This window comes from Streptomyces sp. NPDC029138, from assembly GCF_055564375.1.
Genome location: NZ_JBVHWM010000049.1, coordinates 43335 through 63862, shown reverse-complemented (window position 1 = coordinate 63862; position 20528 = coordinate 43335). Strand labels below are relative to the sequence as shown.

Here is a 20528-nt window from a genome sequence, read left to right as displayed (position 1 = left end):
AGTGTGAAGTTACGCGTCAGTAAAAACTTCCAGTGATAACCAGCGGCGCCGTACCGCGCATCACGCCGCCGTGGGCCGACTGAGGGCGCACACCAGCGCCAGCGTTCCCGGCATCACCGCTCGTGGCCCGAACTTCGCCCGCGCGCGGTCCGCGACCTCCTCGACGCGGCGGGCCTTCTCGTCCACGGGGTCGAAGGTGAGCTGGTGGGAGGCCTGGTCGGCGGGGCTCAGGCCCTCGGCGCGCAGGGCGATCGCGCGAACCCGGGCGCGTTGCAGGCCGAGCGCCTCGTACATGCCGTAGGCCGCCCTGGTCAGGGCCGCCGAATGCGCGGTCGGCTCCCGCAGGGTGCGGCTGCGGGTGGTCGAAGACCGGTCGGCGTAGCGCACGGTGAGGGTCAGGGTGCGGCAGACCTTCTCCACCGCGCGCAGCCGGGAGCCGATCTCCTCGGCGGCCGACAGCAGCGCGCCGCGGTGCCGGTCGGGGTCCAACTCGTCGACGTCGAAGGCCCGTTCCGTCACCAGCGACCGCGAGACGGCGTTCGGGACGACCCGGCCGCGGTCGACGCCGCTCGCCTTCTCCCGCAGCTCCCGCCCCGCCTTCGCGCCGATCAGCCGCTGGAGCGTGGACAGCGGCGCGGCGGCGACCCGGCCCAGGGTGTCCAGGCCGTACTCGTCCAGGGTGCAGGCGGTCGCCGCGCCGACGCCGGGCAGCGCGGCGACGGGCTTGTCGGCGAGGAACTCGGCGACGGCGTCCTCGGGCACCGCACAGGTCACCCCGGGCCGGGCGTGGCGCAGCGCCACGCGGGCCAGCATCGGGCCCGGCCCGGCGCCGATCGCGCAGTCGACGCCGTACCGCGCGAGGGCCCGCACCCGGATCACCGAGGCCAGCTCCACCGCGCTGCGCCCGAAGTACCGCTCGGCACCGCGCAGATCGGCCAGCGCCCCGTCCGGTGGCAGCGCCTCCACGACCGGGGTGAACTCCTCCAGCAGCCCGAGCAGTTCCGGCAGGGCCGCCTCGTACGTCGGCGGCAGCTGGAAACGTACGCAGAGAATGGTCATCCCGCACTCCCCGGACTCTGGTGCCACAACTTCCGTACGGCAGCGGGCCCTTGTGCGGCCTCCTGCCCCGCGGGCCGCAGATCGGCCCACGGATGCATCTCGTATCCGGTCGGCAGCTGGATCCGCCGCCCACCGGTGGGGTCGCCGCCCGCGCCCCGCGCCACCGGCTCCGCGAGCCGTGCCGCCACCTCGTCCAGTCCGCCCTCGGCGCGCAGTTCGACCAGTTCGGCGAGGTTCCAGGCGGCGGAGCCCACCACGCTCAGGCTGCGCGGGCCGCGCCGCTGCACCACTCCGCGCACCAGCAGCAGCCAGGAGTGGAAGACGGTGTGGGCGCAGGCGTCGTGCGAGTCGTCGAAGAAGGCCAGGTCCACCAGTCCCGTCCCATCGTCCAGGGTGGAGAAGATGACCCGCTTGCCGGAGCGGATCGGCGGGGTCTGGGTGGCCGCCTTGGCGCCCGCGACCAGCACGGTCTCGCCGTGCCGGGCCTCGCGCAGCCGGCGCGCGGAGACCACGCCCAGCTCCGTCAGGAACTCCCGGTGGTCGTCCATCAGATTCCGCGAGGCGTCCATGGACAGCACGCCCAGCTCGGCGCTGAGCTTCTCCGCCGAGGTCAGGTCAGGCAGCCCGGCCGACGCGGTCTTCCGTCCGCCGGCCAGCGGGAGTTGACCGCCGCCACTGGTCCGGGCGCCGCGATGCAGCTCGGTCAGATGCAGTTGCAGATCACGCCGGTTGGCGCCGAAGGCGTCCAGCGCGCCCACCTGCGCGAGCCGCCCGGCGAGCGGCCTGCTGGGCCGGGCCCGCTCCCAGAAGTCCACCAGCGAGGAGTACGGCTGCCCGTCCGCGATCCGCTTCGCCTCGGCCTCGCTGATGCCGTGGACGTCGGAGAGGGCGAGCCGCAGCCCCCACACCTCCGGTGATTCAGACACCAGTTCGATCCGATGAGCGACCCCGGAGACATTCACGTCCAACGGCAGGATCGGCACCCCGCGCCGCCGCGCGTCGGCCAGCAGCAGCCGCTTCGGGTACATCCCGGGATCGTGCGTGAGCAGCCCGGCGTAGAAGGCGGCCGGGTGATGGGCCTTCAGCCACGCCGACTGGTAGGTGGGTACGGCGAAGGCGACGGCGTGCGCCTTGCAGAAGCCGTAGGACCCGAAGGCCTCCACGATCTCCCAGGTCCGCCGGATCGTCTCCGCGCTGTACCCCTTGGCCGCCGCCCGCTGGGCGAACCACACCCTGATCCGCCCCTGCGACTCGGGATCGGACAGCCCGCGCCGCACCCGGTCGGCCTCGCCGCGCCCGCAGCCGGTCATGATGGCGACGATGTCGATGATCTGCTCGTGGAAGACGACGACCCCGTACGTCCCCTTCAGCGGTTCCTCCAGGTCCGGGTGCGGATAGCGCACCGGCGCCCGTCCGTGCCGCGCCTCGATGAACGGCCGCACCATGTCGGCGGCGACCGGCCCGGGCCGGAACAGCGAGATGTCGACGACCAGGTCGTGGAAGTCGGCGGGCTGTAGCCGTCCCACCAGGTCCCGCTGCCCCGGCGACTCGATCTGGAAGCACCCCAGGGTCTCGGTGGACCGGATCAGCCGGTACGTCTCCGGGTCCCCCGGCGGCACCGCGTCCAGGTCGATCCGCTCCCCGCTCACCCGCTCCACCTCGGCGACCGCGTGCGCCATCGCCGACTGCATCCGCACGCCCAGCACGTCCAGCTTGAGCAGCCCGAGGTCCTCCACGTCCTCCTTGTCGAACTGCGACATGGGCAGACCCTCACCGCTGGTCGGCACCACCGGCGTACGGGCGAGCAGGGAGGCGTCCGACAGCAGCACCCCGCACGGGTGCATGGCGACCCCGCGCGGCAGGGCGTCGAGCGCCTCGACCAGCTCCCACAGCCTGCCGTACTTCTCCTTCTCCCCCGCCAGCCGCCTCAGCTCGGGCAGCTCCTCCAGGGCGGCCCGGGCGTCCCGGGCCCGGATGTGCGGAAAGGACTTGGCGACCCGGTCGATCTCGGCCGGGTCCATGGACAGCGCGGCACCCACGTCCCGGATCGCGTGCCGGACCCGGTAGGTCTCGGGCATGGAGACGGTGGCGACCCGCTCGCCGCCGAACCGGCTGATGATCGCCCGGTAGACCTCCAGCCGGCGCGCGGACTCCACGTCGATGTCGATGTCCGGCAGCACGACGCGTTCCTTGGACAGGAAGCGCTCCATCAGCAGCCCGTGCTCGACCGGATCGGCGTGCGCGATGCCGAGCAGATGGTTGACGAGCGACCCGGCGCCGGAGCCGCGAGCGGCCACGCGGATTCCCATCTCCCGTACGTCGTCGACCACCTGAGCCACCGTCAGGAAGTAGGAGGCGAAGCCGTGGTGGGCGATGATGTCCAGCTCCTGGTGCATCCGCTCCCAGTACGCGCGCCGCCCGCCGTACCCGAGCCGCAGCATCCCCTCCGCCGCCCGCGAGGCGAGCGCCCGTTGCGCGGTGCGCCGGCCGGCGCCGACGAGATGTGCCTCGGGGAAGTGGACGGTGCCGATGCCGAGGTCGGCCTCGGGGTCGACCCGGCACTCGGCGGCCGTGGCCAGCGTCTGCTCCAGCAGCCGGTGGGCGGTGTCCCGCCGGAACCCGGCGGCCTCCACGACCCGCTCGGCGACGCCCAGCATGGTCTGCGCGTCCTTCAGCCATGCCTCACCGGAGTCCAGCTCGCCCCGGGGGTCGATCGGCACCAGCCGCCGCGCGGCGTCCAGCACATCGGCGACCGGCCCCGTCCCGGGATCGGCATAACGGACGGCGTTGCTGAGCACCGGCCGCACCCCCTGCTCGGCGGCGAACCCGACGGTACGGGCCGCCAGCCGCAGGGAACCGGCCCCCGTACCGGTACGGCCGTGCCAGACGGCCTCCAGCCGCAGCGCGTCACCGTAGATCTCGCGCCACGGCACGAGCAGCTCGGCCGCCTGGTCGGGCCGCCCGGCGGCGAGCGCGCGCCCCACGTCCGACCCCGGCCCGAGCAGCACCACCAGACCGTCGCCGCGATTGTCGGCCCAGGGCAGCAGCGCGGTGCCCTCGCCCGCGTGCGCCGCCGTGACGAGCCGGCACAGGTCGGCCCACCCACGGGCGCCGTCCCGGGCGAGGAAGGTCACACGGGGAGCCGACTCGTCCACGAAGGCGCCCCCGCGCACCGGCGTCCGCCGCCGGTCACGCCGTACGCCCTCCGCCGCCGCCACCGCCAGATCCACCCCGAACAGCGGACGCACCCCCACCCCGGCGCAGGCCTTGGCGAAGCGCACCGTCCCGGCGAGGGTGTCGCGATCGGTCAGGGCGAGGGCGTCCATCCCCCGCTCGGAGGCGCGCTCGGCCAGCCGCTCCGGGTGGGACGCCCCGTATCGCAGGGAGAACCCGGAGACGGTGTGCAGATGCGCGAAGCCCGGCACGCACACCTCCCGCACTCGTGAGCCCCGAACGGCTCTCGAACATCAGTTCCCAGTTTCCCCACCACCACCATACCCCCATTCCCGAACATGTGTACGACATCCGCTCGGGCGCCTCTCACCTGCGCAAACGCGTCAGGAAGCCCCCGCACGCCGTGCGCGTGCGGGGGCTTCCCGGTGTCGTCCGTCAGCGGAGGAGGACCGTCAGTAGACGTGCACCCCGTAGGCGCTCAGCGCCTCGGTGACCGGCTGGAAGAACGTCGTACCGCCGGAGGTGCAGTCACCGCTGCCGCCCGAGGTCAGACCGTAGGCCGTGGTGCCGCCGTACAGCGGGCCGCCGGAGTCGCCGGGCTCGGCGCAGACGGTGGTCTGGATCAGGCCGGAGACGATGTCGCCGCCGCCGTAGTTGACCGTGGCGTTGAGCGCGGTGACGCGGCCGCTGTGCGTACCGGTCGTGGACCCGCGGCGGTAGACGGTCGTGCCCACGGAGGGCGTGGCCGCGCTGGTGATGTCCTGGCTGCCCACGGCACCCGACTTGGTCACCGAGCCGTTGGTGTAGCGCACGATGCCGTAGTCGTTGCCGGGGAAGCTGGAGCCGGCCGTGGTGCCGAGCGTGGTCGTGTGCGACGAGTTCGACCACCAGGTGCCCGCGCCGTCGGTGCAGTGCCCGGCGGTCAGGAAGTAGTAGTTGCCGCTGGAGTCCTGGACGTTGAAGCCCAGTGAGCAGCGCCAGCTGCTCGCGTAGATGGCGTCGCCGCCGGAGATCAGCTTGTTGAACTTGCCCGGTGTGTGCTTGACGACCAGGGCGTCGGCGTTGCCGCCGGCCTGCTTCTTGATCTTGGCGATCTCGGCCTGGGACACCGTGCTGTCGACGGTGACGACGACGCGGCCGGACTTGCTGTCCACCGCCCAGGCGGTACCGGGGATGTCGGCCTGGCGAACGGAGTCGCTCGCCTTGGTGAGCTGGGTGGCGCTGAACGTGTGGACGTCGCTGGCGTTCGCGGTGGGGGCGGCGAACGCGGCCGCGGCCAGGAAGCCGGTGGCCACGGCGGTCAGCCGGACCCGTCTCGCCGTACCGCCACGGGGAGTGGTGCGCTTGATCCTCACTTGTCGTTCCCTCCTGGGGAAGTCGGGGGCCCGCGTGGGGTCGGGGCCCGTGAGGCGCAGCCAGGGGCTCGACCGGATCGAAATATGCATGCCCCTGACAAGCGCTGAGGGGGAGTATTCGGCCGAACGGCCGGTCGGCACAAGGGTGCCTTTCGGCCGTCGGCCCTCTCCCACACGTTCGACTGAGGCCGGCTACACCGACCGGGGCCGGCTCAGGCGACGCTCCCCCGCCTCGATCGCCACGTCCAGCGTGTTGCCGGGCGGCGGGAAGGGGCAGACGAAGTGGTCGGCGAAGGCGCACGGCGGGAGCTGGGCGCGGTTGAAGTCGACGGTCGTGCGCCCCTCGGCGTCCGGGGCCGGCGAGAAGAGGAAGCGGAACCGGAAGCTCGTGTCGCCGCTGGTGGCGTCGGCGAGGACCGCCCACAGCAGCCCGTCCCCCTGCCGCGCGACCTTCAGCGTCCGCTCCTGTCCGGCCAGGGTGAAGGAGAGTTCTCCGGCGAGGTCGAAGCCGCGCTCGCGGCCGTCCGCGTTGCCGAGCCGGATGGTCCGCGTGCCGTCGTACGGCGTGAACCGCCCCGGCACCGACCAGCGGGGGTCGTAGGGCCCGGCCTCGATGCCCCGGAAGGCTCGTCGGGTGGCGGCGTCGGGGTCGTACACCCGCACACCCCAGACACCCTCGCGCACCAGCACGACCAGCCGCTTCGCGCCGAGCGCGACCCGCGCCCCGGCCTCCGGACCACGGTCGGCGGCCAGTGCGGCCTTCCCCGCGAAGGGCCGGCCGTCCACGGTCAGGCCGTCGGCCTCGGCGGCGGTGAGCACCACCCCGCCCTCATCCGCCACCCAGTTCCCGGGAATGTCCGGAAGTCGACCATCCGGATAGTCCTCGATCCAGTGCGTCGCGGTCAGCGCGAGCGGCCCGTAGGGCGCCGAGACCCGCTCCACGCACTCCTCGTGCCACTGCTTCCAGGCGTCGGACGCGTCCGTCGTCATGCCATCGGTTCCTTTCATCGGTGATCAGCGTTCCCCGGCCGGAGGTACCGGTGAGGACAGCCCGAGATGGGAGCGGAGTGTGCCGCCCCGGTATTCCGTGCGGAACGCGCCGCGCTCCTGGAGCAGCGGCACCACCCGGTCCACGAACTCCTCCAGTCCGTCGGCCGGAAGCCGCGTGCAGCCGTCGTCGTACGGTCATGACGTTCCCTCGGTCACGGCGGTCGCCCCGGGCGCGACGTACCGGTTGGCGGGCCGGTTGGCGGGCCGGGCCAGGCCCAGGTGCTCGCGCAGGGTGCTGCCCGGATAGAAGGTGCGGAACAGACCGCGGTGCTGGAGCAGCGTCACCGTGCCGTTGACCAGCCGCTCCAGATCGCGGCGCGGTTCGACGGGGACGAGGTGGAAGCCGTCGGTGACCCCGTCGGCGTGCCAGGCGGCCACCAGCTCCGCGAGGTCCACCGGGCCGCCCCGGTACAGCGGGCCCCGCCCGGTGGGCCGCGGACCGCCGCCCCCGTGTCCCGGCTCGGCCGCGTGCTCGCCGTCGCCCAGATCCACCAGCAGGCTCACCAGGACCCGCAGCGCGTCCGGGCTCCGCCCGAAGGCCCGTGCCCGCTCCCGCAGTTCGTCCCGTACCCCGGCCGCCTGGGCGGGGGCGGCGACGCGCACCAGAGCCACGTCCGCGTACCGGGCGGCGACCGCACGGGCGGGGCCGTCGGTGGCGTCGACCACGCGGACGGGGTGGCCCTGCTGCGGCCGGGGCACGGTGGACGGGCGCCGGACCGAGAAGGCGGTGCCCGCGAAGTCGACGCGGGGCGGCCGGTCCCGGTCGAGGAAGCGGCCGGTGGCCACGTCCAGGATCTCGGCGCCGTCCTCCCAGCCGTCCCACAACCTGGCCGCCACGTCGGCGACTTCACCGGCCTGCTGCCAGAGCGTCTCGGCCGGTGCGGGGTGGCGGCGGCCGAACAGCCGGGCCTCCTGCTCGGCGGTGGACACGTCGATCCGCCAGCCGGCCCGCCCCCGGCTGACCCGGTCCAGGGCGGCCACGGCGGCCTGCACCTGAAAGGGCTCGGTGTGCGTGGTGGTGACCGTCGGCACGAGCCCGATCCGCCGGGTAGCGGGCGCCACCCGGCACAGCACGCCGAGCGCGTCGGATCCCGGCCACGCGAAGGAGTCGTCCAGCGTCACGAAGTCCAGCCCCCCGCGCTCGGCGAGCCGGGCCAGCTCGACGTAGGCCCCGGCGTCGAGAACCCCTGCCAGATCAAGAGCGGCGGCAAGATGCAACAGACTGCTCATACCGGCCCCCTCCGCACCCCTTGTCGCCACAGCAGCCCTCGTCCCCACGGCACCCCTCGTCCCCGCCGCAACGGCGAGACACACGACGGCGCGGGCCGGCGGTGCCGAACCCGCCGCGCCCGACGACCACGGCCCCCACCCTCACAGCACCTTCGCCAGGAACGCCCGCGCGAACGCGATCTCGCGACATCGAGCACTTCCCCCACCAACTCGGGATCGAGCGCCGACGTCGGCTCGTCGAACAGCAACAGCTTCGGCTCCAGCGCGAGCACCCGCGCGATGGCCACCCTCCCCCGGTGCCTGAACGGCCCAGGGGCACCCCCAGCTGCTGCCCGCCGGACAGCTGCCGTGGACAGGCGTCGGCCTTGTCCGCGAGCCCCACCCGCTCCAGCAGCCGGTGGGCGCTCTCCACCGCCGCCTTCCGGGGCCGCTTCAGCGCGGACACCGGCGCCTCGACGACGTTGTCCAGGACGCTTGCCCCCGGCCCGCCGGTACGCCGTCAGCGCGCCGTCCATGACACTCATCGCGCGAGTTCCTTTACGAGTGAGCCGCTGAGAAAGGCCAGCACCGCCCGGGCGGTCGCGTCGTTCTGGCGGAACGCGGGTCCGCCGGTGCGGGGGCGGGTGAAGGCGCCGGGGGCGCGGGTGTCGGTGTACGGGCCGAGCGCGAAACGCCGGGGGTGCGGGCGCCCGGCACGGTCGAGGACACGGCCGTCGCCGGGGTCGACCCGGAGCAGCCCGTCGGGGGTCTCGGCGGCGCCGTCGGCGTGCAGTTCGCGCAGCAGGCTGTCGCGGGCGCGCCGGACGGTGGGCGCGGGCAGCCGGGCCTCCACCAGCGCCCGGGCCTCGACGGAGAAGCCCGGCACGGTCGGGCTGGTGGCCCGGAACACCCCGTCCTCCGCGGTGACGGCCATGCCGGCCCCGACGAACCGGAGCAGTCCGGCCCGGGACAGCGCGAGCATCTGCCGCAGCCGGGGCCCGGGCGGCCCGGACGCCAGGTAGCTGAAGAACCCGTGCCACCAGGACCCGATGTCCCCGAGCCGCACCAGTTGCCCGTAGACGGAGAGCAGCCCGAGGAACACCGCCAGGTCGGGGCTGTGTGCGGGATCGTGGCGGCGTCGCAGGTCGCCCTCGATGTAGCTCCTGAGCCCTTCCTGGAAGTCGTCGTGCGAGGCGTACCGCACGCCGTCCAGCGGGTGGTCGAGCGCGGTGAGGTCGAGCCGGTCGGCCGGATCCGGTACGGCGGCGGCGACGAGCGCCCGGGTCTCGGCGGGGTCGCCGGCCGCCGCGTACTTCTCCTCGAAGTCGGCCCAGGCCATCGCCGTACGTCCGGGGTGGGCGGTGAACAGCCGGTGGTAGTGGGCGAAGCCCAGCTCCTTCTCGACCAGGGGCCACACATCGCGCCGGAAGTCGAAGCCTCCGGGCCGGGCCAGCAGCTCCGCCACCTCGGCGGGGCCGAGGAAGCGGGGCAGCGGGGGCCGGTCGCCGGTCCAGTCGTAGCCGATCTTCGAGTGGTACGGCACTCCGCGCCGCGAGCCGACGTACAGCACCGGCTCCCGCCCCGAGGGACGATACGTCTCGCCCTCGTACCGCCCGCCGCGCCCCTCGGTCAGCAGCACCATCAGGTCGACGAAGGCCAGCCCGAAGCCTCGGACGAGGACGGGTGCGCCGGGCGCCAGTGCGGACAGGTCGCTGTCGGCGGTGAAGTCGGGCGGCAGGTGCACCAGGCCGTGCTCATGGGCGTACGCAGCCAACTCGGCCTGTTCCGCGTCGAGTTCGCTGTCCAGATGGCCCATGGCGAGGATCACCAGGTCGGCCGGGAGCGGGCGCGGACGGCCCTCCAGCCACACCTGCTGGCGGCCTTCGCGGGGGCCGGCGACCCGCAGGGCGCGATGGGGGTGATGGTGGACGGTGACGTTCGGGGGCAGGTCGGCGACGGCCCGTTCGTACACCCAGCGCAGATAGCGGCCCTGGAGCTGCCGGTCGGGGAAGGTACGGCCGTCCAGCCGGGCCCACTCGTGCAGGGTGGGGCCCTCGCGCACCGGGCCGGCCATGGTCACCGTGTCGTCGGTGAACATGGTGACGTCCTCGGCCTGCGAGTTCATCCACAGCAGCGGCGACTGCGCCTGCCGCCAGATCCGCCCGCCGCCGGGCGGATGGGGGTCGACCAGGTGGATGTCGAGGCCCGGACCGGCGTACAGCTCGGGCGCGTTGGCGGCGAGGCGTTCCAGGAGGCCGGTCCCCCGCGGCCCGGCTCCGACGATCACCAGCTGCTGCCTCATCGGGCGTTCTCCGTGCCGCGCGCGTAGTGCTTCTCCACGTAGTACTGGGCGATGCCCAGCAGGGAGGTGACGACGGCGTACCAGAGGGTGGCGACCATCAGCAGCGGGATCACCTGATAGGTGCGGTGGTAGATCAACTGGGCTGAGAACAGCAGGTCGTTGACGGCGATGACGCTGACGATCGAGGTGCCCTTGAGGGTGCCGATCAGCATGTTGCCGGCGGTCGGCACGATGGCGCGCATCGCCTGCGGCAGCACGATCCGCCGCCAGCGCCGCCACCGGCTCAGGCCGAGCGCCTGGGCGGCCTCGATCTGCCCGCGGTCGACGGAGAGGATGCCGCCACGGACGACCTCGGCGGCGTAGGCGGCCTCGTGCAGGGTGAGGCCGATGATCGCGACGGCGACCGGGGTGAGCAGGTTGACGGTCTTCACGCCGAACACCTGCGGGTACAGCGCCCCGATGTTGAACCACAGCAGCAGCTGCACCAGGATCGGGATGGACCTGAACAGCCACACGTATCCCCAACTGGCCGCCCGCAGCACGGGGTTGGCGGACAGCCGGAACGCGGCGAGCAGGGTGCCGAGGGCGAAGCCGAGGACCATCACGACCGCGGTCATCCACAGCGTGAGCCACAGCCCGCGCAGGACGGAGTCCGAGGTGAAGTAGTCGCCGACGACCTCCCATTGGAACGCCTTGTTGCGGACGACGGAGTTGACGGCGAACCCGAGCAGCGCGAGGACGACGACGGCCGCGGCCCACTGGCCGTACCGGCGCTGGGGGACGATCCGCGGGACGCCCGCGGGCTCGGGTGTGCCCGAGGCGGTGGGGACTTTGGCGAGGGTGTCGGATGACATGCGAAGGCTCCGTGACGCGCGTCGTCGAGGGCGCGCTGAGTCGTCAGAACGGGTGGTGCCTTCACACGGGGGCGCGCCACGCGGCGCGGATACGGCCGAGCCCCTCAGCAGGGCCGTGCGTCGAGAGTACGGGGGCGTTTCCGTCCGCTGTCAAGGTTGTCCAGAGTGTGAGCCGTACATCTCAAGTCGGTTGACGCGGAACCGGATGCCTGTTCCACTTGGCCCATGCATCCACAGCAGTGGCTGGTCACCCGCTCCCACATCGACTTCGGTCGCGTGTGGTCCTCCTCCTGTTGAGCTGACCCCCTGCTTCCCGCCTGCCCTCCGGGCGGGCCTGCTCGCGTTCTCTCGCTGATTCCCGGCCTGTCCTCCGCCTTCACACGCGCACCCCTCCCCTCGCGTTTCCGCACACCCTTCCGCTTCAGGAGACCGCTATCCGATGCGTACGCCCGCTTATCGCCATTTCATGCCCTTTGTCACCATAACTTCGGCCGCGCTGCTCCTCACGGCCTGCGGCTCCGGGTCCGGTGGCTCGGGCGGCACGGACGCCTCCGGGGTGGCGGCCAAGGCCGACGAGGTGCCCACCACCGACGTCGTCTCCGCCGTGCGGAAGGACGACGCCGCGGCGAAGCTGCTGCCCGCCGGCACCACGAGCCTCACCGTCGCGGTCAGCGTCGGCGGCACCCCGCCCGGCACCACCTACCTCGCCGACGGCACGACCCTGACCGGCCAGGACGTCGACTTCACCAAGGCGGTCGCCCGGGTGCTCGGCATCAAGCTGAAGGTCGAGCAGGCGAGCTTCGAGGCGATCCTGCCCGCCCTGGACAGCGGCAAGTACGACTTCGGCGCGAGCAACTTCGGCGTCACGGACGAGCGCCGCGAGACCATCGACTTCGTCACCTACATCAACGACGGCCAGGGCTTCGCCACTCGTGCGGACAGCACGCTCTCGAAGATCACCGATCTGAAGCAGCTGTGCGGCCTGAACGTCGCGACCAGCGCCGGCACGACGTTCGAGGCCACGCTGGAGGCCGACAAGCAGGTGTGCGCCGACGCGGGCAAGAAGGCGTACCGGGTGCAGACGTACGCCGAGTCGAGCGCGATCTGGTCCTCGCTCCAGCAGGGCCGCAGCGACGTCGTGATGTCCACGATCAACGGCCTGCGGTATGCCGTGGCCCACCAGCAGGGCCTGAAGTTCCTCAACGAATACCACCGCCTGGACGTCGGTTTCGCCTTCAAGAAGGGCACGAAGCTGGCGCCCGCGTTCCAGGCGGCGGTGAACAAACTGCTGTCCGACGGCACCTACGACAGGATTCTGAAGAAGTGGGGCACCACAGGTTCAGCGATCAAGAAGTCGCGGATCAGCCCGCCGGAACTGAAGAACTGAATCAACAGCCGTCGCAGGGACAGCAGCAGTCGCAGCCGTCGCAGCCACCGGGGCAGGAACAGTCGCATGACTGGCAGCAGCCGCTGCGCTTCTTCCGGGTCCACGGTCCCTCGTATTCATCGGCGCAGCACATCTTGCAGGTGCAGCACAGCGCGAAGAACATCCCGCAGCCCGCCCAGAAACCGCGTCGGCCCTTGGCGGCGGGCTCGGGCGGCGGCCCGAAACCACCACCCCCGAAACCACCACCCCCGAAACCGCCCCCGCCGTGGCCGCCGCCTCCGCCGGGAGAACCGCCGCCGGCATACGGATTCCCCGGAGCGGGAGCACCGGCGCCCTGCGGCATCCCACCGCCGTACGGCCCGTGCGGCATCCCACCGCCGTACGGCTGTTGCGGCACTCCGGCACCGTACGGCCCCGGCCGCGCCCCCGCACCGTAGGACCCCCGCGGCCCCCCGTGCCGATCGGCCGCGCACACCGGTGCCGTGCCGAAGGCGCGGTCCACCGAGCGGCGCAGTTCGTGCACGAGGAGGAGGTGGACGAGCCGGCCGTCGCGGAAGTCGGCCTCGCGCAGGGCGAGCCGGATGCCGTGCAGGGCGTCGTCGGCGAGCCGGCGCGCCTCGGCGAGGGGCGTGCCGGTGGCGGTGAGCGGGTTCCAGGCACCCGACAGGGCGTCAGCTCGCCGGTCCTCCACGGCGTCCAGCAGGTGCGCGAGCCGGCCGAAGAGCCGCCCGGCCTCGGCCAGGGGCCCGGCGTTGTCCGGCCGCCCGGCCAGCACCGCGGTGTGCGCGAAGGCGGCGGTCGCGGTCTCGGTCGGCTCGGTGACCGTCAGGATGGGAGTGCCGAGACCGGCCAGCGCCTCGACGCCGGGCTGCCGGCCGACGGCGTCGACCAGGACGCCGGTGTCGAACCCGACCGCCGCCCCGCCGCGCTCCCCGGCCCGGCCCCAGTTCGCGGCGACCCGGCGCGCGGCGGCGGCGACCGGCGCGCGGGCCAGCAGTCCGTCCCGGTCGACGACGTGGTCGCGCACCTTCGCGGAGGCGAGCACGAGGGAGACGGCCGCGGCGAGCCGTGCGCCCTCACCCTGTGCGACGGACGCGGTCCGCATGCCCCGCAGCGCGCACGGTCCGGCCGTACGGCGGGTGCCGCTCGATGCGCCGGTCTGAGCCTCCGTCAGAACCGATACAAGAAGACCATCATAATTTGTCACGATCCGTGCGAACTGACCGTGATCGCGGCGCAGGGCCAGGCACAACCCGCACAAGTGCGCCATCCAGTCGGCCTTGAACCGCTCACCGAGCCGGTGGGCGCAAGGCCTGACGATTCCGAACACAACATCCCCCCGTACTGTGATACGACGTTGGCGTTCACCCGTACGCACCGCGCATCACCCGTCCGCCGCAGACAATCATATTTCACTCTCAGTCAGCAGCCGTATGAGTCTCGCCCCTTGGGGCACAAGGACTCTCGACGGATCGGCTGTGCACCAGTACCGTCACAAACCCCCCGCGCGGCGTCTATCCACTTGGCGCGCCGTCCGCATCATGGATGACCATAGGGATGCGGAAAGCAAGAAAGACCGCTGTGAGAGGAGGCGTCCATGGGATCGGTACGCAAGGCGAGTGCGTGGCTCGGCCTCGTCGACGACAACGATGACGAGCGCTACTACGACGACGACTACTCCGAGGGCACCGAGTCCGGGGACGCCTGGGTCACCGACCCTCGGGTGAAGGTGGCCACGGACACGGCCGAGGACAAGGGCCGCCGGATCGGCACGGTCACCCCGGACAGCTTCCGGGACGCCCGCGCCATCGGCGAGCTGTTCCGGGACGGTGTCCCGGTCATCATGAACCTCACCAACATGGAGCCCGGCGACGCCAAGCGGGTCGTGGACTTCGCGGCGGGGCTCATCTTCGGGCTGCGCGGCTCGATCGACCGCGTCTCGAACCGGGTGTTCCTGCTCACTCCGGCCGACACCGAGATCATCAGCGGCGAGGCGTCCGCCCACCGCTCGGACGGCTTCTTCAACCAGAGCTGAGGCAGGGCCGCCGCACCGGCCCCGCCTCTCCACCGGGGCTCACCGGAAGGCGTCGAGCCCGGTGAGCGCCTTGCCCAGCACGAGCTGGTGCATCTCGACGGTGCCCTCGTAGGTGAGCACCGACTCCAGGTTGGTCGCGTGCCGCATCACCGGGTACTCCAGGGAGATCCCGTTGGCACCGAGGATCGTCCGCGCCGTACGGCAGATCTCGATGGCCTCGCGGACGTTGTTGAGCTTGCCGAAGCTGACCTGCTCGGGACGCAGGCGGCCGGCGTCCATCCGCCGCCCCAGATGGTGGGCGAGCAGAATCCCCTTGTGCAGTTCCACCGCCATGTCGGCGAGCTTGGCCTGGGTGAGCTGGAAGCCGCCGATCGGCCGCCCGAACTGCTCCCGTGACCTGGCGTAGTCGAGGGCCGCCTCGAAGCTGCTGCGCGCGGCGCCCATCGCGCCCCAGACGATGCCGTACCGGGCGTGCGACAGACAGCTCAGCGGTCCGCGCAGCCCGGTGACCTCCGGCAGCACGGCCGTGGCGGGCAGCCGTACGTCGTCGAGGACGAGTTCGCTGGTGACCGAGGCGCGCAGGGACCACTTGTGCTTGATCTCCGGCGCGGAGAAACCGGGGGTGTCGGTGGGGACGACGAAGCCGCGGATGCCCTCCTCGGTCTGCGCCCAGACGACGGCCACCCCGGCGACCGAGCCGTTGGTGATCCACATCTTGCGACCGTTGAGCACCCAGTCTCCCCCACCGTCCCGCTTGGCGTGGGTGCGCATGGAGGCCGGGTCGGAGCCGTGGTCGGGCTCGGTCAGCCCGAAGCAGCCGATCACCTCGCCGGCCGCCATGCGGGGCAGCCACTGAAGCTTCTGCTCCTCGCTGCCGAGCCGGTGGATGGCGTACATCGCGAGGGAGCCCTGCACGGAGACCAGCGACCGGATGCCCGAGTCGGCCGCCTCCAGTTCAAGACAGGCCAGGCCGTACTGGACCGCACTCGCGCCCGCGCAGCCGTACCCGGTGAGGGACATGCCGAGGGCGCCGATCGAGCCGAGTTCGCGGGCGAGGTCCCGGATTCCGGGCAGTTCCCCCTTCTCGTACCAGTCGGCGACGTACGGCAGCACGCGATCGGCCGCCCAACTGCGGACGGTGTCCCGGACGGCCAGATCCTCCGGTTCCAGCAGGTCGTCGATCCCGAGCGGGTCGGCGGCATCGAACGGGGGCAGCTTCGCGGACGCGGACATGGAACACCCTCCGGACACGGGACATCGGCAAAACTAGCACCGCTAGTTACGGCTCTCCGGCCGACGTTACGGTGCAGTGTCCCCCACGTCCAGAGGAGGTCAGGCGGTGACCCGCGGCTTCCCGGCCGCGGCCTCAGCCTCGCGCGGCGACGGCAGCGCGGGTTCACCGGCGGCCGGTTCGCCGCCGGCCGACTCCCTGATCCCCGGCTCCCCGGCCGCCGACTCCCCGCCTGCCGGCTCCTCGCCGCACTGCATGAGCCACGGCAGCCGCAGCGCCATCAGCGCGCCCAGCAGCAACAGAGCCGCGCTCACCAGCAACGTCACATGCAGCCCGTGCACGAAGGAGCCCCGCGCGGCGTGGCGCAGCGCGGCCCCGGCCGTGCCGCCGAGCCGTCCGGCCACCTCGTAGGCCTCGCCGAGCGAGTGGCCCGCCGCGTCCGACGCGGGCCGCGGCACGCCCGGCACCGACCGCAGCCCCGGCGCGTAGGCCGCGTTCATCACGCTGCCCAGCAGGGCGATGCCGATACCGGCCCCGAGCTGGTACGACGTCTCGCCGATCGCCGCCGCGCCGCCGGCCTGGTCGGCCGGGGCCTCGCTGAGCATCGACTCGTACGCCCCGAAGAGCGTGGTCTCCAGGCCGAAGCCCAGCAGCACGAAGCCGGCCAGCAGCAGCGTCGGGTTGTCGGTGCCGCCCATCCCCGTCAGCGTCAGCACCGCCGCCGCCGTCAGACAGAAGCCGAAGCACACCATGCGGCGCGGTCCGAAACGGCGCAGCATGCGCGCGCCCGCGAGCCCGGCCGCCATCGCGGCGAGGGTGAGGGGCAGCAGCCTCAGGCCGGTTTGCAGCGGGGACAACCCGAGCACCAGTTGCAGGTACTGGGCGGCGATCAGCTCCAGGCCGACCAGCGCGAGCATGGCCAGCACGATGCAGCCCACCGAGGTGCTGAACGCGGGCCGGCGGAACATCCGCAGGTCCACCAGCGGATGCGGGAGCCGTCGCTGGCGCCGTACGAAGAAGAGGAGGAGAGCGGCACCGGTCAGCAGGGGCAGCACGGTGAAAGGACTCGCGACCGCCTCCCCGCCACCGAGCCGTTTCACACCGAAGACCACGCCGAAGAGCCCGGCCGCCGCCATCAGCGCGCCGGTCACGTCCCAGGGACCGTCGCCCTCGCCCCGGGACTCGGGCAGCAGCACCCGGCCCACCGGGAGGCTCACCAGCATCAGCGGGATGTTGACCAGGAAGACGGCGCCCCACCAGAAGTGCTCCAGCAGGAAGCCGCCGAGCAGCGGTCCGACCGCCGCGCCGACCGCCGCGACCGCGCTCCAGACGCCGATGGCGAGGGCCCGCTCGCGCCGGTCGGGGAAGACCTGGCGCAGGATCGACAGGGTGGCCGGCATGATCATGGCGCCGCCGACGCCGAGCAGCGCGCGGGCCGCGATGAGCATCGCGGCGGTCGGCGCGAACGCGGCCACGGCGGAGGCGACCCCGAAGAGGGCGTAGCCGAGCAGCAGGACGCGTCTGCGGCCGACCCGGTCGCCGAGCGTGCCGAAGAGGATCAGCAGCGAGGCGCAGACCAGCGGGTAGACGTCGACGATCCAGAGCAGTTCGATGGCGCCGGGCTTGAGGTCCTCGGTGACGGCGGGGACCGCCACGTGCAGCACGGTCGCGTCGAGCGCGACGAGCAGCAGGCTGACACAGAGCACGACGAGGACGACCCAGCGGTTGGCACCTGCCCCGGGCACCCGACGGCGCGGCCGTACGGCAGCCGTGGTCGTCCCGGACATGTACGTACCTCCCAGATGATCCCTCGTGCGGGGCGGACCGACGGGGTGGGGACTCCCCGTCGTACGGCCGGAGAGGAGCGGTGTCTCCGGCCCGCGCGAACCCATGCGAGTGACTCGTCAGCGTACGCGAGTCCGCCGCGCGGTCACGTGGCGGACCTCTCACCCACCGGAGGGAACCCGTGTGGCGTACGCCACGTCAGTCCCTCTTGACCATGACCCGGCGACCGGTCCGGTGGGGCGCGCGGTCGATAATCGAGCCCGTGACCGATCTTGAAACGCGCGTGGCCCCGCCCCACGCCTCTCTTCCGCGCCGGGCGGCCCCGGCCCTCCTGGGCTATGCGGCGGTCCGCGCCCTGGGGCTGGTGGTGCTGGCGGTGTGGAGCGCCGCGCGCGGCAAGAGCGCGTTCACCTTGCTGACCGCGCGCTGGGACTCGCTGTGGTACACGCGGGTCGCCGAGCTGGGGTACGGCTACGAGGTGCGGCTGCCGAACGGGGACGTCCATTCCAACCTCGCGTTCTTCCCGTTGCTGCCGTGGCTGGAGCGGCTGCTGCACGCGGTCACCCCGCTGTCGTACGCGGGCGCCGGGTTCGCGGTGAGCCTGGTGGCCTCGCTCGCCGCCGCGGCCGGGATCTTCGCGGTCGCGGACCGGGTGTACGGGCCCCGGGTCGGGGTGTGCGCGGTGCTGCTGTGGGCGGTGCTGCCGGTCGGGATCGTGCAGTCGATGGCGTACAGCGAGTCGCTGTTCACGGCGCTGGCGGCCTGGTCGCTGTACGCGGTGCTGACCGGGCGGTGGGTGAGCGCGGGCGCGCTGGCGGCGCTGGCCGGGCTGACCCGGCCGGTGGGGGTGGCGGTGGTCGCGGCGGTGTGGGTCGCGGGCGTGGTCTCGTTCGTGCGAGAGCGTGGCGTGAAGCACGCGCCGGGCTCGCACCACGACGAACGCGCTCCCGCGCCTGCCCTCGGCGCGTCCGTCACCCCGTGCGCCCCTGTCTGGCGGCGCGCGCTCGGCATGCTGCTCGCTCCGCTCGGGGCCGCCGGGTATGTCCTGTGGGTCGGCCATCGCACCGGCGGGGGCCCGCTCGGGTATCTGGACGTGCAGGCCGGATGGCGCAACGGGTTCGACGGCGGCCACGCCTTCGCCCGCTTCGTGGCCGACAAGTTCACGTCATTTCCGTCCGCTCTCGCCGGCCTCGGCCTGATCGCCGGGGTGGGCCTGCTGATCTGGCTGTACGTCACCGGCGTCCGCGCGCGCCAGCCGGTCGAACTGCTGGTGTACACGGGCATCGTGCTCGCCCTCGCCCTGTGCGCGTCGAGCTACTTCGGCTCCAAGCCGCGGCTGCTGATGCCCGCCTTCCCGCTGCTGCTGCCGCTCGCCCGCGCCCTGGCCCGGCCGCGCACGTCCCGATCGGCCCTGCTCACGGCGGGGTTGGCGGTCGCGGCGGCGGTCTACGGGGCGTTCTGGCTGAACGGTTCCGGCCCGCCATGATCGACCGGTCCGTCCGATGACGCCCCGGAGAATTCCGCACCAGGACCGGGTTAACACATTCATAAGCGCCATATAAACAACACCCGGCATGATCAAAGGAATTGGCCCGATCGGACTCACAGGATTGCGGAATCCCGGGAATTCGGGCCGCCCTTGAGAGGTTTCCCACATCACATCGTCATCACAAAGACGCTGTTTCGACCGGGAACACCGCTCACTCGCTGTAACGTCGATTGGGTGCGTACCGAACGAAACCTCACCCGGCGTCTGGACCGGGTGTTCGCCAGACTGGACCGTGAGCCGGAACGACCGGCCCACATCGATGTGCCGAGGATGAGCCGGCACCGGGTCGTCCTGTTCACCGCGACCCTGGCTTTCTACCTCGCGATCGTGTGGGCCGTCGTGATCAGCTCCTGGCTGGTCCGGCTGGACTGGCAGGTCATGTTCTTCCGGCCGTACCAGCAGTGGCCGGAGATCCACGCGTTCCTCGACTACTACGTGGTGCTGGGCCAGCGCGGCCCCACCGCCGTGATGGTCGCGGCCTGGCTCGGCTGGCGCTCCTGGCGGCAGCACACCCTGCGCCCGCTGCTCACCCTGGCCACCTCGCTGCTGCTGCTGAACATCACGGTCGGCGCCGCCAAGCTCGGCATGGGGCGGCTCGGTCCGCACTACGCGACCGTCATCGGCTCGAACGAGATGGGCCTGGGCGGCGATATATTCCCCAGCGGCCACACCGCCAACGCGGTGGTGACCTGGGGAATTCTGGCGTATCTGGCCTCCACCCCGAGAGCGCGCCGCTGGCTGTCGGCCCTCTCCGCGGTCACCTCGCTCGGCGTCGGCCTCACCACCGTCTACCTCGGTACGCACTGGCTGAGCGACGTGCTGCTGGGCTGGGCCGCCGGTCTGCTGATCCTGCTCGCCCTGCCCTGGTTCGAGCCGCTGATCGCCAAGGCCGAGCTGTGGCTCTTCGACCTGCGCGACCGCTGGCGCGCCCGCCGCGGCCTGCCCGCGCCCGAACCGGCCGTGCCGGTCGCGCCGGTGCTGCTCAAGCCGCGTGGCCTGGCGGCCGAGCAGCCGACGCCGGTCCGCGAGCCGGTGGCCTCCACCCGGACCTCCCGGGGCCTGGCGCACCTGGCGCCCGGACCGCACACGGCCCGTTCGGAACGCACCCCGGTCACCCCGGCGGGCAGCCGCCGCCCGCCGCACGCCGACCGCCTCCCGCGCGGCACGTCCCAGCCGGCCCGCCCGCTGACCGGCGGCTGACGGCTCGCACGGCCACGGGGTTCGGTACGCACCACCACCCCGCACCACGAAGGCCCCGCTCCCGGAAACAGGAGCGGGGCCTTGTGCGTGTCCACCCGGGGCGAGCCGGCGGTCAGCCCTTCCAGGCGCGGGCCACCCGGCCGTCCCGTACCTCGAAGTTGAGCCGTCCGGCCCGGTACTCCATGGTGATGATCGCGCCCGGCGGCAGCGACCGTACCGTCGACCAGCCGCGCTGCCGCGCGAGCCGCTCGGCGTGCGCCGCGTCGAGGCCGACGTACCCGTCCGGGCTGTCCTGGGGCTCCGCTGACGGAGTGGGAATCGGTGCCATGCGGCCACGC

At 72.5% G+C, this 20528-nt stretch carries 15 protein-coding genes and 1 pseudogene; 4 read left to right on the top strand and 12 right to left on the bottom strand.

The genetic code is table 11. The features are described 5' to 3' along the window. Positions 1 to 60 precede the first annotated feature (60 nt). The 8 genes and pseudogenes from ACZ4WH_RS30450 to ACZ4WH_RS30415 form a co-directional block, all read right to left on the bottom strand. A complete protein-coding gene (locus ACZ4WH_RS30450) occupies positions 61 to 1059 on the bottom strand; it encodes a DNA polymerase Y family protein (RefSeq protein WP_468186735.1) in 999 nt (332 codons plus the stop codon). Then, a complete protein-coding gene (locus ACZ4WH_RS30445) occupies positions 1056 to 4484 on the bottom strand; it encodes a DNA polymerase III subunit alpha (RefSeq protein WP_468186731.1) in 3429 nt (1142 codons plus the stop codon). Before ACZ4WH_RS30445 ends, ACZ4WH_RS30450 begins: the two co-directional genes overlap by 4 nt. Before the next feature lie 201 nt (positions 4485 to 4685). Next, complete coding sequence (locus ACZ4WH_RS30440; RefSeq protein WP_468186727.1) at positions 4686 to 5588, bottom strand: S1 family peptidase; 903 nt, start codon at positions 5586 to 5588, stop codon at positions 4686 to 4688. A gap of 192 nt (positions 5589 to 5780) precedes the next feature. Then, on the bottom strand, positions 5781 to 6578 hold the full coding sequence (locus ACZ4WH_RS30435; RefSeq protein ID WP_468186724.1) for a DUF1684 domain-containing protein: 798 nt from the start codon (positions 6576 to 6578) through the stop codon (positions 5781 to 5783). Positions 6579 to 6773: 195 nt separating this feature from the next. Beyond that, positions 6774 to 7868, bottom strand: coding sequence for an LLM class flavin-dependent oxidoreductase (locus tag ACZ4WH_RS30430; protein WP_468186721.1), 1095 nt, complete (start codon positions 7866 to 7868; stop codon positions 6774 to 6776). A gap of 179 nt (positions 7869 to 8047) precedes the next feature. Then, positions 8048 to 8352: pseudogene (locus tag ACZ4WH_RS30425) on the bottom strand (ATP-binding cassette domain-containing protein); the annotation flags it as partial. Between the two features lie 36 nt (positions 8353 to 8388). Continuing rightward, positions 8389 to 10149, bottom strand: a complete 1761-nt coding sequence (locus ACZ4WH_RS30420) for an FAD/NAD(P)-binding protein (protein WP_468186718.1) — start codon at positions 10147 to 10149, stop codon at positions 8389 to 8391. After that, positions 10146 to 11003: an amino acid ABC transporter permease gene (locus ACZ4WH_RS30415; RefSeq protein ID WP_468186715.1), complete on the bottom strand. Its 858-nt coding sequence runs from the start codon at positions 11001 to 11003 to the stop codon at positions 10146 to 10148. The genes ACZ4WH_RS30420 and ACZ4WH_RS30415 overlap by 4 nt, the downstream gene beginning before the upstream one ends. Positions 11004 to 11469: 466 nt before the next feature. Here ACZ4WH_RS30415 and ACZ4WH_RS30410 point away from each other — a divergent pair, with 466 nt between their 5' ends. Beyond that, entirely contained in the window at positions 11470 to 12390 is a 921-nt protein-coding gene (locus tag ACZ4WH_RS30410) for an ABC transporter substrate-binding protein (protein ID WP_468186713.1), read from the top strand. Between the two features lies 1 nt (position 12391). Here ACZ4WH_RS30410 and ACZ4WH_RS30405 read toward each other — a convergent pair whose 3' ends face one another. Beyond that, positions 12392 to 13720 (bottom strand): DUF5685 family protein, encoded by a 1329-nt coding sequence (locus ACZ4WH_RS30405; RefSeq protein WP_468186710.1) that lies wholly within the window; start codon positions 13718 to 13720, stop codon positions 12392 to 12394. 267 nt (positions 13721 to 13987) lie between these two features. Here ACZ4WH_RS30405 and ACZ4WH_RS30400 point away from each other — a divergent pair, with 267 nt between their 5' ends. Then, positions 13988 to 14425, top strand: a complete 438-nt coding sequence (locus ACZ4WH_RS30400; RefSeq protein WP_103812297.1) for a cell division protein SepF — start codon at positions 13988 to 13990, stop codon at positions 14423 to 14425. A gap of 39 nt (positions 14426 to 14464) precedes the next feature. On the opposite strand, the gene ACZ4WH_RS30395 is transcribed toward ACZ4WH_RS30400, so the two are convergent. Beyond that, on the bottom strand, positions 14465 to 15658 hold the full coding sequence (locus ACZ4WH_RS30395) for an acyl-CoA dehydrogenase family protein (protein ID WP_468186707.1): 1194 nt from the start codon (positions 15656 to 15658) through the stop codon (positions 14465 to 14467). 99 nt (positions 15659 to 15757) lie between these two features. After that, positions 15758 to 17443, bottom strand: coding sequence for an MFS transporter (locus tag ACZ4WH_RS30390; protein WP_468186704.1), 1686 nt, complete (start codon positions 17441 to 17443; stop codon positions 15758 to 15760). Between the two features lie 260 nt (positions 17444 to 17703). On the opposite strand from ACZ4WH_RS30390, the gene ACZ4WH_RS30385 reads away from it, so the two are divergent. Together ACZ4WH_RS30385 and ACZ4WH_RS30380 are read left to right on the top strand one after the other, a co-directional pair. Beyond that, positions 17704 to 18927, top strand: coding sequence for a glycosyltransferase family 39 protein (locus tag ACZ4WH_RS30385; RefSeq protein WP_468186701.1), 1224 nt, complete (start codon positions 17704 to 17706; stop codon positions 18925 to 18927). A 237-nt stretch (positions 18928 to 19164) separates the two neighbouring features. Further along, complete coding sequence (locus tag ACZ4WH_RS30380) at positions 19165 to 20190, top strand: phosphatase PAP2 family protein (protein ID WP_468186699.1); 1026 nt, start codon at positions 19165 to 19167, stop codon at positions 20188 to 20190. Between the two features lie 112 nt (positions 20191 to 20302). Here ACZ4WH_RS30380 and ACZ4WH_RS30375 read toward each other — a convergent pair whose 3' ends face one another. Continuing rightward, positions 20303 to 20518, bottom strand: a complete 216-nt coding sequence (locus tag ACZ4WH_RS30375) for an I78 family peptidase inhibitor (protein WP_014671811.1) — start codon at positions 20516 to 20518, stop codon at positions 20303 to 20305. Between the last annotated feature and the right edge of the window lie 10 nt (positions 20519 to 20528).

Coding starts and splice junctions, on each gene's coding strand:
- ACZ4WH_RS30450 (WP_468186735.1), bottom strand. CDS start 1,059: ATGACCATTCTCTGCGTACGTTTCCAGCTGCCGCCGACGTACGAGGCG.
- ACZ4WH_RS30435 (WP_468186724.1), bottom strand. CDS start 6,578: ATGACGACGGACGCGTCCGACGCCTGGAAGCAGTGGCACGAGGAGTGC.
- ACZ4WH_RS30430 (WP_468186721.1), bottom strand. CDS start 7,868: ATGAGCAGTCTGTTGCATCTTGCCGCCGCTCTTGATCTGGCAGGGGTT.
- ACZ4WH_RS30420 (WP_468186718.1), bottom strand. CDS start 10,149: ATGAGGCAGCAGCTGGTGATCGTCGGAGCCGGGCCGCGGGGGACCGGC.
- ACZ4WH_RS30415 (WP_468186715.1), bottom strand. CDS start 11,003: ATGTCATCCGACACCCTCGCCAAAGTCCCCACCGCCTCGGGCACACCC.
- ACZ4WH_RS30410 (WP_468186713.1), top strand. CDS start 11,470: ATGCCCTTTGTCACCATAACTTCGGCCGCGCTGCTCCTCACGGCCTGC.
- ACZ4WH_RS30400 (WP_103812297.1), top strand. CDS start 13,988: ATGGGATCGGTACGCAAGGCGAGTGCGTGGCTCGGCCTCGTCGACGAC.
- ACZ4WH_RS30395 (WP_468186707.1), bottom strand. CDS start 15,658: ATGTCCGCGTCCGCGAAGCTGCCCCCGTTCGATGCCGCCGACCCGCTC.
- ACZ4WH_RS30390 (WP_468186704.1), bottom strand. CDS start 17,443: ATGTCCGGGACGACCACGGCTGCCGTACGGCCGCGCCGTCGGGTGCCC.
- ACZ4WH_RS30375 (WP_014671811.1), bottom strand. CDS start 20,518: ATGGCACCGATTCCCACTCCGTCAGCGGAGCCCCAGGACAGCCCGGAC.